Source organism: Kitasatospora sp. NPDC006697 (genome assembly GCF_042869935.1).
GTDB lineage: Bacteria > Actinomycetota > Actinomycetes > Streptomycetales > Streptomycetaceae > Kitasatospora.
Genome location: NZ_JBIAGU010000003.1, coordinates 401335 through 417007, shown reverse-complemented (window position 1 = coordinate 417007; position 15673 = coordinate 401335). Strand labels below are relative to the sequence as shown.

General features: G+C 71.0%; 17 protein-coding genes. 10 read left to right on the top strand and 7 right to left on the bottom strand.

The genetic code is table 11. The features are described 5' to 3' along the window. Positions 1 to 158: 158 nt before the first annotated feature. Positions 159 to 1094 (bottom strand): AraC family transcriptional regulator, encoded by a 936-nt coding sequence (locus ACFYNO_RS07125; protein ID WP_388006554.1) that lies wholly within the window; start codon positions 1092 to 1094, stop codon positions 159 to 161. A gap of 87 nt (positions 1095 to 1181) precedes the next feature. Here ACFYNO_RS07125 and ACFYNO_RS07120 point away from each other — a divergent pair, with 87 nt between their 5' ends. Next, entirely contained in the window at positions 1182 to 2114 is a 933-nt protein-coding gene (locus ACFYNO_RS07120; protein WP_388006551.1) for an NADP-dependent oxidoreductase, read from the top strand. Between the two features lie 334 nt (positions 2115 to 2448). Here the strand turns inward: ACFYNO_RS07120 and ACFYNO_RS07115 are convergent, their stop codons facing one another. Further along, positions 2449 to 3114 carry an NAD(P)-binding domain-containing protein gene (locus ACFYNO_RS07115; protein WP_388006548.1) on the bottom strand — a complete coding sequence of 222 codons (666 nt, stop codon included), beginning with the start codon at positions 3112 to 3114 and terminating at the stop codon, positions 2449 to 2451. A gap of 96 nt (positions 3115 to 3210) precedes the next feature. Here ACFYNO_RS07115 and ACFYNO_RS07110 point away from each other — a divergent pair, with 96 nt between their 5' ends. Beyond that, positions 3211 to 3594 carry a winged helix-turn-helix transcriptional regulator gene (locus tag ACFYNO_RS07110; protein WP_388006545.1) on the top strand — a complete coding sequence of 128 codons (384 nt, stop codon included), beginning with the start codon at positions 3211 to 3213 and terminating at the stop codon, positions 3592 to 3594. 299 nt (positions 3595 to 3893) lie between these two features. Here ACFYNO_RS07110 and ACFYNO_RS07105 read toward each other — a convergent pair whose 3' ends face one another. Beyond that, entirely contained in the window at positions 3894 to 5357 is a 1464-nt protein-coding gene (locus ACFYNO_RS07105) for an aldehyde dehydrogenase (protein ID WP_388006542.1), read from the bottom strand. Between the two features lie 79 nt (positions 5358 to 5436). After that, complete coding sequence (locus ACFYNO_RS07100; RefSeq protein WP_388006539.1) at positions 5437 to 6024, bottom strand: flavodoxin family protein; 588 nt, start codon at positions 6022 to 6024, stop codon at positions 5437 to 5439. A 272-nt stretch (positions 6025 to 6296) separates the two neighbouring features. Between ACFYNO_RS07100 and ACFYNO_RS07095 the strand changes: the two genes are divergently transcribed. Then, the gene (locus ACFYNO_RS07095; protein ID WP_388006536.1) at positions 6297 to 7004 is read left to right on the top strand and encodes a TetR/AcrR family transcriptional regulator; all 708 of its coding nucleotides are present in this window, start codon (positions 6297 to 6299) and stop codon (positions 7002 to 7004) included. 103 nt (positions 7005 to 7107) lie between these two features. Here the strand turns inward: ACFYNO_RS07095 and ACFYNO_RS07090 are convergent, their stop codons facing one another. Then, positions 7108 to 7776 (bottom strand): hypothetical protein, encoded by a 669-nt coding sequence (locus ACFYNO_RS07090; RefSeq protein ID WP_388006533.1) that lies wholly within the window; start codon positions 7774 to 7776, stop codon positions 7108 to 7110. A 111-nt stretch (positions 7777 to 7887) separates the two neighbouring features. Between ACFYNO_RS07090 and ACFYNO_RS07085 the strand changes: the two genes are divergently transcribed. Next, positions 7888 to 8559, top strand: a complete 672-nt coding sequence (locus ACFYNO_RS07085) for a TetR/AcrR family transcriptional regulator (RefSeq protein WP_388006530.1) — start codon at positions 7888 to 7890, stop codon at positions 8557 to 8559. A gap of 261 nt (positions 8560 to 8820) precedes the next feature. Here the strand turns inward: ACFYNO_RS07085 and ACFYNO_RS07080 are convergent, their stop codons facing one another. Next, positions 8821 to 9534, bottom strand: a complete 714-nt coding sequence (locus tag ACFYNO_RS07080; protein ID WP_388006527.1) for a DsbA family oxidoreductase — start codon at positions 9532 to 9534, stop codon at positions 8821 to 8823. Positions 9535 to 9827: 293 nt separating this feature from the next. On the opposite strand from ACFYNO_RS07080, the gene ACFYNO_RS07075 reads away from it, so the two are divergent. Beyond that, positions 9828 to 10022: a hypothetical protein gene (locus ACFYNO_RS07075; RefSeq protein WP_388006524.1), complete on the top strand. Its 195-nt coding sequence runs from the start codon at positions 9828 to 9830 to the stop codon at positions 10020 to 10022. A 154-nt stretch (positions 10023 to 10176) separates the two neighbouring features. On the opposite strand, the gene ACFYNO_RS07070 is transcribed toward ACFYNO_RS07075, so the two are convergent. Beyond that, positions 10177 to 10398 (bottom strand): hypothetical protein, encoded by a 222-nt coding sequence (locus ACFYNO_RS07070; RefSeq protein WP_388006521.1) that lies wholly within the window; start codon positions 10396 to 10398, stop codon positions 10177 to 10179. A gap of 447 nt (positions 10399 to 10845) precedes the next feature. Between ACFYNO_RS07070 and ACFYNO_RS07065 the strand changes: the two genes are divergently transcribed. From ACFYNO_RS07065 to ACFYNO_RS07045, 5 genes are all read left to right on the top strand, one after another. After that, entirely contained in the window at positions 10846 to 11049 is a 204-nt protein-coding gene (locus ACFYNO_RS07065) for a cold-shock protein (RefSeq protein ID WP_030916923.1), read from the top strand. Positions 11050 to 11280: 231 nt separating this feature from the next. After that, the gene (locus ACFYNO_RS07060; RefSeq protein WP_388006518.1) at positions 11281 to 12675 is read left to right on the top strand and encodes a DEAD/DEAH box helicase; all 1395 of its coding nucleotides are present in this window, start codon (positions 11281 to 11283) and stop codon (positions 12673 to 12675) included. A gap of 133 nt (positions 12676 to 12808) precedes the next feature. After that, positions 12809 to 13690, top strand: coding sequence for a hypothetical protein (locus ACFYNO_RS07055; RefSeq protein WP_388006515.1), 882 nt, complete (start codon positions 12809 to 12811; stop codon positions 13688 to 13690). A 56-nt stretch (positions 13691 to 13746) separates the two neighbouring features. Beyond that, positions 13747 to 14817, top strand: coding sequence for a DNA adenine methylase (locus tag ACFYNO_RS07050; RefSeq protein ID WP_388006512.1), 1071 nt, complete (start codon positions 13747 to 13749; stop codon positions 14815 to 14817). Between the two features lie 3 nt (positions 14818 to 14820). Then, a complete protein-coding gene (locus tag ACFYNO_RS07045; protein ID WP_388006509.1) occupies positions 14821 to 15666 on the top strand; it encodes a hypothetical protein in 846 nt (281 codons plus the stop codon). The last annotated feature ends 7 nt before the right edge of the window (positions 15667 to 15673 follow it).

The following is a 15673-nucleotide window of genomic DNA, read 5'->3' as shown; positions in this document are numbered from 1 at the left end:
ACACGGACCCGACCGCCACGAGATCCTGGAATCGAGTCCGTGCTACCTCGATCAAAGCCGGACAGTTGGGGGGAATCCCCTATCGAACACCCTCTAAGGGCAGAGATCTCTCTCGGCCCTCGGCACACCGGCTGGACAAGCGGTGGCCCATGCAGTGTTCAGCGCTTCCGTCGGTAGCTGCCCGGAGCCAGCCCGTGTGTCCGCTTGAACGCGTTGGCGAAGGCGAACTCGGAGGTGTATCCGACCTGGACGGCGATGGATCGCAGGGGCGCTTCCGTCTCCTGGAGCAAGCGGGCGGCCGTGGTCATTCGCCACCAGGTGACGTACGCGAGAGGCGGTTGGCCGATCATCGCGGAGAAGCGCCTGGCGAACGCCGCCCGGGACAGGCCCGCTTCGGCAGCGAGTTTCGCCACGGTCCAGGGTGCGGCCGGGTTCTGGTGAATGGCGTGGAGGGCGGCGGTGACTGCCGGATCGTTGAGTGCCGCGGCCCAGCCGGTGGTGGTGCCGCGGGCGGGCTGTTCGGCGAGCCAGATGCGCAGGATGTACAGCAGCAGGGTGTCCAGGAGGGCGGGGACGATCGCGCCGGTGCCCAGCCGCCGATGATCCAGCTCACCGGCCAGGAGCCTTACCGCGGCTTGCAGTTCGGGGTGACGGTACGGGTCTGCTGGCAGGTGGATGAGGTCCGGCAGGGTCAGCAGGAGTGGGTGGGTCCGGGATCGGTCGACCTGGTAGGCACCGCAGAGAACGACCGTCACCGGGCCGCCGCAGCCGGACCGGTCGACGCTGTCAGAAGCGTAGGACTCGGACAGTTCGGGGTCTTCCGGGGAACAGGCGGGGGCCGTGGCTGAGGTTGCCGGATCGTCAGCCAGCGTGTGACCGCTGCCGTGTGGCAGGAACAGCACATCGCCCGTGCCCAGTCGGACCGGTGTCGCCTGTGGAGACAGGAGCCAGCAGGAGCCTTCCAGGACCACCTGGAAGGCCACCGATCCCGGTACGGAGGCGAACTGCTGCCCCCATGGGGCATGCCAGCGCACGCACGCCGACACGGGCCGACCGGTCCGCGCCACCGTGATCACGTCGCTCAGCACATCCATGCGAGGAGCGTACGGGTGAGACGCACTCGTATGAACAGGACACCTTGACGCATGGAACGTCTCTCCGAGCGCCCGTAGGTTCACCGTATGACAACCATGAAGGCCGCGCGCATCCACACCTTCGGCGATGCGTCGGTGATCCGCCTCGACGATGTCCTCCGGCCTTCACCGACCGCCGGTGAAGTGCTCATCCGTGTCGCGGCGACGTCGTTCAACCCCACCGAAGCCGCATTGCGCAACGGACTGCTCCAAGCGTTCCTGCCCGTGCCCCTCCCCTTCACACTGGGTTGGGACGTCGCCGGCACGGTGGTGGAGATCGGTCCGGGCGCCGAGGGAGTGGCCGTCGGCGACCGGATCGTCGGGCGGCTGGAGCGCGCGGGTGCGGCTGCCGAGTACGTGACGGCGCCGGCGGCGCTGCTCGTTCCCGCGCCGACCGCTGCTCCGCTTGCGGACGCCGCAGCCCTTCCTGTGGCCGGACTGACAGCGTGGCAGGCGGTTTTCGAGCACGGGAAAGTGACGCCAGGCCAGCGAGTACTGGTCAACGGTGCGGGGGGAGGCGTCGGCGGCTTCGTGACGCAGCTCGCCAAGCATGCCGGGGCAGAGGTGATCGCCACCGCCAGTCCCCGCAGCGCCCGGGCCGTCCGGCGGCACGGGGCCGACCAGGTGATCGACTACACCGCCGGGCCGGTCGCAGCCGCGCTCGACGGCCCGGTGGACACCCTGCTCAATCTCGTCCCGCTGAGCCCGCACGACGCCGTGGCCCTGGCATCCGCGGTACGGCCGGGCGGGCGGGTCGTATCGATCGCAACCCCCGTCGAGCCACCAGCCGGCGCTGGGGTGACGGCGATGCACATGGTGGCCCGCAACGTTGTCGAGCACTTGGCCGCGCTCGTGAAGCTCGTCGACGCGGGCGTGATCACCCTCGACATCAGCGCGTCGTACCCGCTGGCCGACCTCGCGGACGTCCACCGACTCAGTGAAGCCGGCAGGATCCGCGGCAAGGTTGTCATCATTCCCTGACGCCGGCTGGGCTGCACTCCGTCGCCGGCGACTTCACCCACCACCCACAGTTCGGTGAGAACGTTCTCGCGCAATCGGGCAGATGCGACCCGCCACGGTTGCAGTTCTGGTTGCATTCACCGCGTCCAAGGCAGTTCAGCTCCCAGTCGGCGAGCCGCCGCGCCAGGTCAGGATGCCTGCGGCCTTCCAAGGACGTTCCAAGGACAGCCGGAATCTCCTATCCTCCGCCTCGAGCGAAGGCCCGGACCGCATCACGCGGACCGGGCCTTCGCTCGTTCCGTGGTCGCAACTCCGGTTGCGCCCGGCGAGTCACAGGTGACGGTTCGCGCGGAGCCTAAGGCTCGTCGTCGATCGCACCAGGGGCGAGAGCAGGGGCGGGGAAGACGTGCCGGGCCTCTCCGCCGGACCACCAGACGCCTACGGCGAAGACTGCGGCCGCTTCGAGCAACGCCGCGCGGTCGAGCCCTCCGCAGGCCAGTGGGACACACCCCATCGATGTGATCAGCTCGGCCACCAGGGTGGCAGCTGACGGTCCGTCCGCACAGAAGGGCACCGCCAGGGGCGCCCCTTCGAAGGTCGGCCGTGGCAGGGTCCAGATGCTCTCGTGGCAGACACCGAACACCTTGGCAATCTGCGCATCGGGGGCGGCGGCGGCTATCCGGGCGGCGACCGAGTCTGTGCCACCTGCAGTTGTCAGCGCTGGTCCGGCGGCTCCGGGTGCCATCGGGACCGTGCAGTCGAGCACGGTACGGCCGACAAGGGCCGGAGCCAGCGCCGCAGCCAACGCCGGCGCTGCGTCCGCGGGTACGGCGGCGAGCACGGCCTCGCCGTACCGCGCCGCATCGGCGAGGTTGCCATGCCCGGTGGCCCCGACGCCGACCGCCGTCTTGGCGGCGGCCTCGGTGTCGCGCCCGCCCACCAGGACCTGGTGCCCGGCGCGTACCCATGCCCCGCCCAGGGCCGCCGCCATGGCGCCCGTACCAAGAATGCCGATGCGCATCTTCGTGCTCCTGTTCACGTCGTGGATGCCGTGCTCTGGACGCTACGAGGGTCGATGGACACCACGCGGTAGGCATCGGCCGGGCAGGATGTCCGTATGGAACAGCCGGACGACATGGTCGACATGGCGGGGGACGTGTTCGCGGCGGACTGCCGGGCTCGGATCGCCTTCGAAGTGCTGGCCAACCGCTGGGACAGCGTGGTGGTCTTCATCCTCGGCGAGGGCGGTCCGATGCGGCCGCGGGCCATGCTGGACCGGATCGGCGGAATCAGCCCGAAGGTGCTCAACCAGGCACTGCGACGGCTGGAGTTCAACGGTCTGGTGGAGCGCCGCCGTTACGCCGAGGCGCCGCCCCGCGTCGACTACACCCTCACCGAGGCCGGCAGCGCTCTGCTCGGCCCGATCCGGGCGATGGGCACCTGGGCGGCAGCCTACGGGGACGCCGTGGTGGCGGCCCAGAACCGCTTCGACGGACCGTAGCGCCGGGCCGGTCGGGTACGGCAAATACCCGTCGTGGTTGCACTTCTGGTTGCGTTCACTCCCGTTCGCCGCCGTTCGGAGCCCGGCGGGCGAACCGCTTCACCGCAGGTCAGGACGCCTGCGGCCGCCGCCGGACAGTCGGACGAACAGGTGGAATGCGTGTTGGGGGCAACCCCTCACGGGCTCCAATCTCGTATCCTCCGCTGGCAGAAGGCCCGGACCGCATGAAGCGGTCCGGGCCTTCGTCGTCTCTGGGGTCTGAGTCGAGGTCAGAGCTCAGCTGCCGCCTCGGCCTCCCCTCAACGCGGCCGGGGACCTTCGATGGTGATCCACTGGAGTTCGGTGAACTCCTCCAGGCCGGCCCGTCCGCCGGATTTTCCGTAACCGCTGTTCTTCAGGCCGCCGAACGGGATCTGTGGTTCGTCGTCGAGGGTGGTTCCGTTGATGTGGCACATGCCGGCGTTGATCCGCTTGGCCAGGTCGAGGGCGAGGGGAACGTTTCGGGTGAAGATCGCCGAGGTGAGGCCGTAGTCGTTGTCGTTGGCCACGCGCAGGGCTTCCTCGGGGCCATCGACGGCTATGACGGTGACCATGGGGCCGAAGGACTCCTCGCGGTAGGCGCGCATGCCGGGTGTGACGTCGGCCAGCACGGTCGGGGCGAAGCACGGGCCGTCGGCCGTTCCACCGGCCAGGAGCCGTGCGCCGGCCGCGACGGCGTCCTGGACCAGGTCGGACAGACGCGAGACGGTGCCCCGGCCGACCACGGGGCCGAGCACGGACTGCGGGTCGCGGGGGTCGCCGTAGGAGAAGGTGTCGGCGAGGGCGGCCAGGCGGCGGCAGAACTCGTCGGCGATGCTGCGGTCGACAACGATGCGTTCGGTGGACAGGCAGCCTTGTCCTGAGTTGGCGAACGCGCCGAAGGCCGCCGCGCTGACCGCTTGATCGAGGTCGGCGTCGGCGAGGACCAGGACCGGTGCCTTTCCGCCGAGTTCGAGGATCGCCTGCTTCAGGTGCGCGGCGGCCTTCTCACCGATGATGCGGCCCACCCGGGTGGAGCCGGTGAAGTGGACGCGGCGGACGGCCGGGTGGGCGATCAGGGCGTCCACCACTTCGGGGGCGTCCTCGGGGGCGTTGGTGACGAGGTTGAGCACGCCCTCGGGCATGCCGGCCTCGGTCAAGCACTCGGCGACCAGACCGTGTGTGCGCGGCGTCTGCTCCGAGGCCTTCATGACCACGGTGTTGCCGAGGACCAGCGCCGCCGGGACCGAGCTGCCCGCCAGCAGCGCCGGAGCGTTCCACGGGATGATGCACGCCACCACGCCGACCGGCCGGCGCACCGCGATCGAGGTGCGGCCCGGCGTCTCGGAGGGGATGACCTCACCGGTCAGGCCCTCGTGAGCCGCACTCGCGGCGTAACGGATCTTCTCGGCGAGGGCCTTGACGTTGTACGCGCCCCAGACTGCGGGGCCACCCATCTCGGCGGTGATCGCCTCGGTGAGTTCCTGCGCCCGCGCCTCCACGATGTCGGCCGCGGTCCACAGGATGCGGCGGCGTTCGCCCGGCGGCAGCGCCGACCAGGCGGGAAAGGCGCGCTCGGCGGCTTCGGCCGCGCCGATGGCGTCCGCCGGGCAGGCGGCCGCCGCGCGGGAGGTGACCTCGCCGGTGAACGGATCGTGCACCTCGTAGGTCCGGTCGCCCGCCGCCCGCTGCCAGGTGCCGCCGATCAGCAGCCGCTGGACGGTGTCTTCGCCCGTGGGGGTCATGTTCGCTCTCCTGTCCCGGCGGCGGCCGCTGCCTTGTGCGATGGCCGCCGCCGGAGGTGGTGGTGTGGGGTCGGAGGCGTCACCGCGCCGCGGCGGCCTTGCCGGCGTGGTGGATGCGGGTCTGCTCGGCGACGCGGCGGCCGAGGTGGCGGGCAGTGTTCAGGTCGGCGTCGTGCACGGCGGCGGTGTCGTTGAAGCTCTGGGCGCCGGCGCCGAGGTAGAAGCCGAGCCGGTTGTCGTCTTCGGGGCTGGACGTGGTGGTGTTCCAGCCCGGCAGGAGGTCCAGGCTCACCCAGAGCATCCCGTGCTGGGCCGCCAGGAGTGCGAAGTACTGCAGGGTGTGCAGCTTGTCGCCGCTCATGGAGCCGGAGTTGGTGAATCCGGCGGCGAGCTTGTCCCTCCAGGCGCGGGTGCTCCACCGCTTGCTGGTGGCCTCGGCGAAGGTGTGGAACGCCCCGGAGGCGGTGCCCATGTAGGTGGGGGAGCCGAAGATGATGGCGTCCGCCGCGTCCAGCAGTTCCCAGTCGGCGTCACCGAGGGACGCGACGTCCACGCGAAGGACCTGCGTCCCGGGGACCGAGCGAGCGCCGTCAGCCACGGCCGTGGCGATCTGCGCGGTGTGCCCGAAGCCCGAGTACGAGGCAATGACGATGTTGATGTCGGACATGGTTCTTCCCTTCTTGGCGCCGCCGATGACGGCGCGGTTGTCCGGAGGACGGTGAGCGCGAACAGGACGTCCACCCGCCGGGACGCCGGGTTGCCGGGTTGCCGGGTGGGTCGCGCGCCGGGATGCGGCATGGAGGCCGCGGCGCGGCGGTGGGCGCGGACACCGCGCGGTACGTCCGCATGTACGGCGCCGCCCACAGCCCGAAGCGGTGTTACGGGTAAAACCGTATCACCGATAGAGCGCTGATACGCAAAATGCCGTATCGTTGTTCCATGGATGAGGGAAGGCACGCCGCACGGCGCCAGGTACTGCAGGTCGCGGCCACGCTGCTGGAGGAGGGCGGCAGCGAGGCGGTGTCGACGCGCGCCGTCGCCAGTGCAGCCGGAGTCACCGCCCCGACGCTGTACCGGATGTTCGGGGACAAGGACGGGCTCCTCGCCGAACTGGCCACCTACGGATTCGAGATGTACCTGGCCGAGAAGCAGGAGACGCTGCGCCTGTCCGACGATCCGGTGGCCGATCTCCACCGGGGTTGGGACCTGCACGTCGACTTCGGCCTGCGGCACCCGGCGTTCTACGTGCTCATGTACGGCACGGCCCGGCCCGGGCAGCGGCCCCCGGCCGCCGACGAGGCCCACGCCCTGCTGGTGAGAGTGCTCAGCCGGGCGGCCGATGCCGGGCGCCTCCGGGTGCCGGTGGACGAGGCGACCCACGTGATCCACGCCGCGACGACGGGCGCTGCCCTGGCGCTGATCAGCGAGGCGGCGGCGCCGGAGCGAGGCCTGGCGGCTTCGGCGCGACTGCGGGATACCGTGATCGCCTCCGTGACCACCGGTCCGCCCGCCTCGTTCGGATCGGACCTCGCCTCACGCGCTCTCGCACTCGATGCCGCACTCGACGCCGAGGGTGCTGCGGGGGTGCCCCTGAGCGTTACGGAGACGGCACTGCTGCGCGATTGGCTGCGGCGCCTGGCCGGCTGAGGACTGTTGATCGAAGGCCCGGACCGCTCAGCGGTCCGGGCCTTCGTCGTATTCGGGGTGGTCCGCGGTGGAGTCCCTGAGGGTTCCCCGCGACCTGGGCAGGTCAGGCCGCGTGCTCGGCCGCCGGGCGGGCCAGCTTGCTCCGCACGGCCCATGCCACCGCCCCCAGGGCGAACCCGTAGACGGACACCAGCCCGTGGCCGTTCTCCTGGGCGAACCACATGGCCAGGCCCAGTGCCGGGACGCCGGCCGCCAGGGCGATCTCCTTCGGGAGGCGGGCGCGGGTGAGGAAGGCGAGGGCAAGGGTGGCGCCGAGGAAGTAGGTGGCGCCGGAGCTGCCGGCGAAGTTGCGGGGGTCGGTGCTGGGGCCGTCCCCGAGGCCGAGCAGGTCGTCGATCCGACCGGGCAGCAGGATGCCGGCGAGGAAGAAGGCGAGGGTGAGCGTGCCGCCCCAGTACCAGTGGGCGAGCGCGGCGACGGCGGCGAGGGTGACGAGGTTCCACAGGCCGCCGAAGAGGCCGCCGTTCTGCATGAACACCGAGGTGTACTCGCGCCACCAGCCAGTCCGGGCCGGGTCCGAGTCCAGCGCGTCCATGGCGCCGGACCACACCAGCTGGAGCAGCACGCCGCCGACGGCGACGGCGGTCAGGGCGATCGCCGCCCACGGGAGCGGCCGCGAGCGCAGGGTGTCGCGGCCGACGACGCCCAGCCCGCAGTTGACCATCATGACCATCAGCGCGGCCGTGGTCACGTTGAAAAGGATCGCCCCCATGTTCCTGCCCCTCCCAAGCCCCCGGCGGTTTCCAACGCCGTTCGAAAATCTGATGGGCCAAAGCTAGCACAGTTTTCGAACACTGTTGGAAAACGCTGTACGGTGAGCTGCATGAAGCTCACCAAGGACCGCATCGTCGACGCGGGCATGGCCGTCTTCGCCGAGGTCGGTTACCAGAACCTGTCCATGCGCCAGGTTGCCGACCGCCTCGATGCCCACGCCGGCAGCCTCTACTACCATGTGCGCGGCAAGGACGAACTGCTCGCCTTGATGGCCGATCGGATCTGCCGGCGGGCTCACGACGCGGGCACCGAAGCCCTCGCCGCCCTCCCGGCCGGCGCCGGCTGGCAGGACCGCCTCCTGGCTCAGGCCACCACCCTGCGCCAGGAGATCAAGCAGCACCCCGGCGGCGCCCAACTCCTCTCCGAGAGCCCCGGCATGCTCAGTACCGGCGGCCTCTCCCTGATGGAACGCCTCCTGGGCACCCTCCTCGACGCCGGACTGCCCGCCGAGCACTGCGGCATCGCGGCCGACACCCTGCTCAGCCACATCACCGGCTTCGTGCTCCAGGAGCAGAACCAGCCGGCCGCCCCGCCAGTCGTCACAGCCGAGCTCTACGCCGATCTGCGCGAGCGATTCCCGCTGGTCATGGGGGACTTGATCCCCCGCATCAGCCAGGAGGAGAAGTTCACGCGGAGCCTTCGCCTGCTCTGCACCGGCTTCGCGGCGCTCTCCCAGGCGATCTCGCCTCGCTGGCCGGGGACCCCTTCGGACTCCGCTTGATCCTTCTGGCGGCGGGACCCGAGCTCGCTTCGAGTGATGCCCGAAAATGCGAACGGAATTGGAAAGTGTGTTTGGGGCAACCCCTCACGAGTTCGACTCTCGCCTCCTCCGGCGTGGCTGACCAGCCATAGCGAAGGCCCCGACCGCCCAGCGGTCGGGGCCTTCTTCGTTGCGTGGTCTCAGTTCTGCTCCCGGTTCGGCTTCCGGGCCACCGCCCGGCCACCGGGGCGCTGTCGCGCAGTTCGGTGGGACGTGCCGCTCCTACTGTTGGGGCAGCTCGCAGCCGTCCGGCCCGCAGGCATGCGCGTCGCCACCGCCGACCGAGATCAGCGGGACCGGCGTCCGGCTCTCCCAGGCCTGCTCGAGCGCCCGCGCGAACGTTTCCACAGGCTGCGCGCCCGACACTCCCAGGCGCCGGTCGAGGACGAAGAACGGCACGCCCGTCGCCCCCATCGCACTCGCCGTCGCCTCGTCCTCGCGCACGGCGTCCGCGTAGGCCTCCGGATCGGCCAGCACCGCGGCCGCCGCCTCACCGTCCAGCCCCGCCTCGACGGCCAGCTCGATCAGCCGTCCGGCCGCGAACGCCGAGCGCTCGTCGGCGAAGTTGGCCCGGTACAGCGCGTCCAGCAGTTCCGCCTGCCGTCCCTGGTCCTTGGCGAAGTGCAGCAGCCGGTGCATGTCGAAGGAGTTCGCCGCGTCGCGCCCGTCGCTCAGGTACGGCAGCCCCTCCCCCCGCGCGTTCTCGGCGATCCGTCCCTCCGCTGCCTCGGCCTGCTCCGGGCTCAGCCCGTACTTCGCCGCCAGCAGCGGGAGCACCGGGCGGGCCTCACGCGGTGCACGCGGGTCCAACTCGAACGACCGGTGGACGACCTCCACATCCTCGCGGTGCTCGAAGCCCGCCAGGGCCTGCTCGAACCGGGCCTTGCCGATGTAGCACCACGGGCAGTTGATGTCGCCCCACACCTCGACGCGCATGGCGTTGCGCTCCTTCCGACCTTGCGCGGACCTCCCGCGCCACTGCCTGGTGGAACAAGCTTCGCCTATGTGAATATTTCTCATCATGAAATATTCACCCTGCGGCGCGAGCTCCGCTACCGCCTCGGGGCCCAGCGGCGGTGGACCACGGATCACGGCCGTTCGAGCCCGGGTCATGAAACCGATGTCAGGCCGAGGACGACCCGGCCGTCGTCGGCGAGGCGGACAGCGCGGCGGAGGCCGTCGCGGTCACGCTGCTGCACGGACCGGACGTGGTCCTGATGGACCTGAGGATGCCGGGAACGGACGGAGCCGACGCAACGGCGCTGATCAGCGAGGCGACGGTGAAGTCCCATCTGCTGCGCGCCTTCGGCAAGCTGGAGCGCGCCATCCTCGCCCCGGGCACCCGAAGGCGACCGCTCGCGCAGCGCTCCCAGCCGGGCCGCGGTTCCCCGATCGCCGGCTGCTCCGGCGCATCACCCTGCTGATCGACGGCATCCGCCGAAACGGCAACGAGGCATCGTCAAACCCGGACCCCTGCGGCACGAACTGGCCAGGGGTCCGGTCCCGGATGCGACCAGGGAGACACGCCCCCTGGTCCCGGTCCTGCGGGTCGGCGGCGCAACAACGGCCCCGAGCGGGTCAGAGGTTGAACATCCCGCGGTAGGGCTCGGCGATGCGCTCCTGTCGCGACCCGAAGTCGACCAGTACCGCGGTGTCGCCTTCGACACCGATGACCCGGCCGAGGCCGTAGACGTCGTGGGTGACGCGCTCGCCGAGGGCGAAGTGCTTGCGCGGCGCTTCGGCCTTGGCCTTGAAGGGGCTGGTGGGCAGGTGGCGGCGGACTGCTTCAGGCTTTCTCATCCAGTCCAGTATGCGCCGTGGAGCGCCGGAGGCGACCCTTTCCGACCGCCCGATTTCGGGATGCCCGAAATGTCGGGTGTGTCGGACGGCCCTCCCCGGGGCGCGGGCTCGCCGGAGCACCCCAGGTCAGCCGCCACACCGGTGGAGCGCGCACGGCCAGATCAACTGCCCCGGCCATCAGGGCTGTTGGCATGCGAGGTGGAGCCGGCCCGCCGTCGCCTGGGGCGGCTTCCGGCGAGATCGGGAACGTTCTGTCCTCCCGTTGCGGGCTCGGGGCTGCTACAGTCGAAGGAGTTGCAGTAGTGGTTCCCATGAACTTGTCTGCGCCTGCTGATGTATCGCGGGCGCATTTTCGTTTTCCGGATCTTTCCGGACGGGCACCCATCGCGGTGACTCGGCGTTCGTATCGTGCGAGTGCCGCAAGGTCCCTTGAAGGAGATTTCTTACATGGCTAATGGCACTGTGAAGTGGTTCAACGCGGAAAAGGGCTTCGGCTTCATCGAGCAGGAGGGTGGCGGCCCGGACGTGTTCGCCCACTACTCGAACATCAACGCCAGCGGCTTCCGCGAGCTGCTTGAGGGCCAGAAGGTCGAGTTCGACGTCACCCAGGGCCAGAAGGGCCCGCAGGCCGAGAACATTCGCCCGCTGTAGTTCCCACTGCCAGGGCATCCGCCTGGCAGCGAGGGGCCCGCGCCGCGCACCTGGTGCCCGGTGCGGGCCCCTCGGCTTTGCACCACCGGTTCGCGAGCTGTTCCGGCACGAACGGACAGTCAGCGCCCGCATCGGCATCACATCCTGGCGGTCCACGGCTCGGACTCTCCGCCGCCGCTTTTCCGGTGAGCGCCGACCGTACGATCACCCGCCGCCCAGAGGAGGCCGCGCATGAACCGTTCCAGCCACCCTCCGCGCCGACGGACCGGTTCCCGGTCCGCATCGAACGGCGGCGCGGGGCACACCTCGCGGCAGGAGTTCGCGGTGCCGGTGAGCACGCTGCCGGCGCTGCCCGCCGTCGGATCCTTCGACGAGTTGGACATGCCGGGGGAACTGCTCAGGGTCCTGGGACGCAGGGGCATCGCCACGCCGTTCCCGATCCAGGCCGCCACGCTGCCGAACTCGCTGGCCGGCCGCGACGTACTGGGACGGGGCCGCACCGGCTCCGGCAAGACGCTCGCGTTCGGTCTCGCCGTGCTGGCCCGCACCGCCGGGCAGGAGGCCGAGCCCCGGCGCCCGCTCGCGCTGGTCCTGGTCCCCACCCGTGAGCTCGCGCAGCAGGTCACCGAAGCCCTCACCCCGTACGCCCACGCGACACGCCTGCGGATCGCCACCGTGGTCGGCGGGGTGCCGGTCCGGCGCCAGGCGCAGGTGCTGAACCGCGGGGCGGAGATCGTGGTGGCCACACCCGGCCGGCTGGGGGATCTGGTCGAGCGCAGGCTCTGCCACCTGGACCGGGTCGGTGTCACCGTCCTCGACGAGGCCGACCAGATGGCCGACATGGGCTTCCTGCCCCAGGTCACCGCATTCCTCGAACAGGTCGCCGAGGGCGGCCAGACGATGCTGTTCTCCGCCACCTTGGACCGCAACGTGGACGGTCTGGTGCGGCGCTTCCTCACCGACCCGGTCACGCACTCGGTGGATCCGCCCGCGGCGGCGGTCAGCACGATGGCGCACCACGTGCTGCACGTGCGAACGACCGACAAGAACGCCACGATCGCCCACATCGCCTCCCGCGACGGCAGAGTGATCATGTTCATCGACACCAGGAGCGGCGCCGACCGCCTGGTCGAGACACTGCTCGCGAACGGCGTGAAGGCCGCGGCACTGCACGGGGACAAGCCCCAACCGCAGCGCACCCGGACCCTGGAACAGTTCCGCAGCGGCCAGGTGGACGCGCTCGTCGCGACCGACGTCGCCGCCCGGGGCATCCACGTCGACGGCCTCGACCTGGTCGTCAACCTGGACCCGCCCGCCGACCACAAGGACTACCTGCACCGCAGCGGACGCACCGCCCGGGCCGGCGAGTCCGGCACCGTCGTGACGCTGGTCCTCCCCGGCCAGCGCCGCGGCACGGCCCGGATGATGACCGCGGCCGGCATCAGCCCCGTCACCACCGAGGTCCGGCCCGGCGACGGGGAGCTGGCCCGGATCACCGGTGCCCGCGTCCCCACCGGCGTGCCCGTCACGATCCCCGAGCCTGCCGCCGAGCGGCCCCGCCGCAACCGGCCCACCGGCCGGAGCCGCTACGGCCGCCCCGCCCCCGCCGCCCGCGAGCGCCGCTGACCGCCCGTCGGGCGGGCGTCGAACGCTGCCGGGCGCCGTGCTCCCGGCATATCGGTTTGCGCCCCGCCCGGCGGCCTGTCACCGTGTCAGCGCCGCGATGTGCGGGGAGCGTTGACGACTGCGGGGGCCGTCCATGAGCAGGCCGGAGATTGCCGACGGGTACGACCGGCCGCCCTACCTGCAGCCGCCCGTGCCGCGGCGGGAGGCGGGCGAGTGGGTGCTCGACGTGGTGCTGCCGTGGCGGTTGGCGAGCCGGGTGTACGGGCCGTTCCGGATGATGCGGATGTCGGCCTCCGGGGTGGTCTCGGTGGCCGGGGGGCAGCTGCTGAACCCGGTGGCGCAGCCCGTGGTCACGCTGCTGGCGGCGCAGACGATCGATCCGCTGGTGGAGCGGCTGCTGTGGACCAGGGTGCTGTTCGGCCTGGGCGCGGTGCTGCTCGTGGTGCGGCTGGTGAGCGGGGCCTCCGCCGAGCAGCTCTTCGAGGACTCCTTCGCGGACAGCATCGTGATGCTGCTCTCCGGGCCGGTCGCGCTGCTGCTGGCCTGTCTGCCGCTGGTGCTGCTGGCCCGGCACGGGACCAGGCGGCGGGTGGCCCGGCTGGTGGCCCGGCCGCTGCTCACCGCCCTGCTCACGCTGGGGATGCTGGTGGTGATGATGAAGTCCGACGCCAACGCCTACATCGGCAACTCGGTCGGGCTGCAGCTGCTGGCGGTGACCTGGCTGCCGGCCTTCACCCTGCCCTCGGTGTACCTGATCCACCGCAACTCCTTCGCCGTCCGCGCGCACCCGCTGGTGCGGCCGCTGGTCGCGGTGCTGCTGGTCTGGCTCACCCTGCTCGGGCACGTGACGCTGCTGGGCAAGCAGGGCGCCACGCACGGCGCCGCCGCCTGGGCCGCGCTGCTGGTCGGGCCGGCCGGGGTGACGGTGACGGCGGTGATCGAGCTGGTCCGGCTGCGGCGCCGCGACCGGGTGGGCTTCCGGGGGCCGCTGCCGCCGCGCGGCGCCCGGCGGTAGGCCCGGCGCCCTCCGGTGCCCGGGCTCCGTCGGACCCCCTTGTTAGGGTTGGCGCCATGAGCCTCTTGGTGCCCGAGCCGACTCGGGAGACGACCGATCCGGTCTCGGCAGCCGCCAGGGCGGAGGGTTTCCCGCGCCTGCGCTACATGGGCTCGAAGTACAAACTGCTGCCGCACCTCGCCGCGGCGTTCGACGGGATCGGCGGCTCGACGGCGCTGGACGCCTTCAGCGGCAGCGGAGTGGTCTCGTACCTGCTGAAGTCCATGGGGTACGCGGTCACCTCCAACGACTTCCTGAACTTCCCGTCGATCATCGCGCGGGCCACCGTGGTCAACCAGCACGAGCGGCTGACCGAGGAGGACATCGAGGCCGTCACCGGCCCCGCCGCGGACGACCGGGACTTCATCCGGACCAAGTTCAGCGGGATGTACTTCACCGAGGAGGACCGGGTCTTCCTGGACTCCGCCTGGTCCAACATCGACCGGATGACGGGCGGCAAGCGCGACCTGGCGATCGCGGCCCTGGTGCTCTCGGCGGCGCGCAAGCAGCCGCGCGGCGTCTTCACCTTCACCGACCTGCGGTACGACGACGGCCGCCGCGACCTCCACCTCCCGCTGCGCGACCACTTCCGCGAGCGCGCGGCCGAGTACAACGCCGCGGTGTTCGACAGCTGCACCGGGTGCGAGGCGATCTCCGGCGAGGTCTTCGACGTCCCGGACACCGGGTTCGACCTGGTCTACCTGGACCCGCCGTACGCCCCGCCCAAGGACGACAACTGCTATGTGAAGCGGTACCACTTCCTGGAGGGGCTGTCGGTCTACTGGCGCGGCCAGGAGATCATGGAGAACACCAAGACCAAGAAGCTGGTCAAGAAGTTCACGCCGTTCTCGTACAAGCGGACCATCGAGGACGCGCTCTCGCGCACCTTCGAGAAGTTCTCGGAGTCGACCATCGTGCTCTCCTACTCCTCGAACGCGGTGCCCGACCTCGACACGATCACCGCGCTGCTGCGCGAGGTGAAGTCGGACGTGGAGGTGGTCTCCATCGACCACACCTACTCCTTCGGCACGCACGCCACGGCGGCCCGCCGCGCCGCCTCGGAGTACCTCTTCATCGGGCGGTCCTGACCGGTGCCGGACATCCCGACCTTCGACGAGTACCTCCGGTCGCTCTCCCGGCTGACCGAGCACGTCGATCCGACCCTGGAGACGCCCGACTCGCTGCTGATCAGGGCGGCCGGCGACGCGCTCGACCAACTGCCCCTGGTGACGCGGGAGGTGCTGGCGGACTGGGTCCGGACGCACCCCGAGTGGTGCCACGTGCTGGGCCTGGCCGTCGGGCTGCCGCAGGAGAAGTTCAAGAACAACCTCAAGCAGCTCTTCGGCACCAGCGGCTGGATCACCCTCGCCAGGCTGCGGTCCGAGGAGCTGATCGAGCGGCTGGACGAGGAGTTCGGCCTGGTCGCCGCCGTGGCGGCGCAGCGCCGGCGCACCTACACCTTCGGCGACCTGCTGGCCGAGCGCGGCGGCGGCCGCCGCAGCGCCACCCGGGCCGGGACCTCGGGGCGCAGCCTGGAGGACCGGATCGAGGAGATCGCCCGGGACCTCGGCCTGCCCTACGCCGTGCGCACCAGGTTCACCGGCACGGCCAACCGCAGCGCCCCCTGCGACCTGGTGCTGCCCTCGGGCGGCGCCCGGGCGGAGATCGCGGTCGCCGCGAAGGGCTTCGACTCCACCGGCTCGAAGCTCACCGACGCGGTGCGCGAGGTCAAGGAGATGGCCGAGGTGCGCCAGCCCCGGCAGTACATCTTCGCGGTGGTCGACGGCATAGGCTGGCTCAGCCGCCAGTCCGACCTGCGCAGCCTCCACCAGCTCTGGGCGGACCGGGAGATCGACGGGCTGTACACGATGGCGACCCTGGACCGGTTCGAGCAGGACCTCGCGACCGCGGCCCGGCGCAGCGGGCTGCTTGACTGAGCTGCCG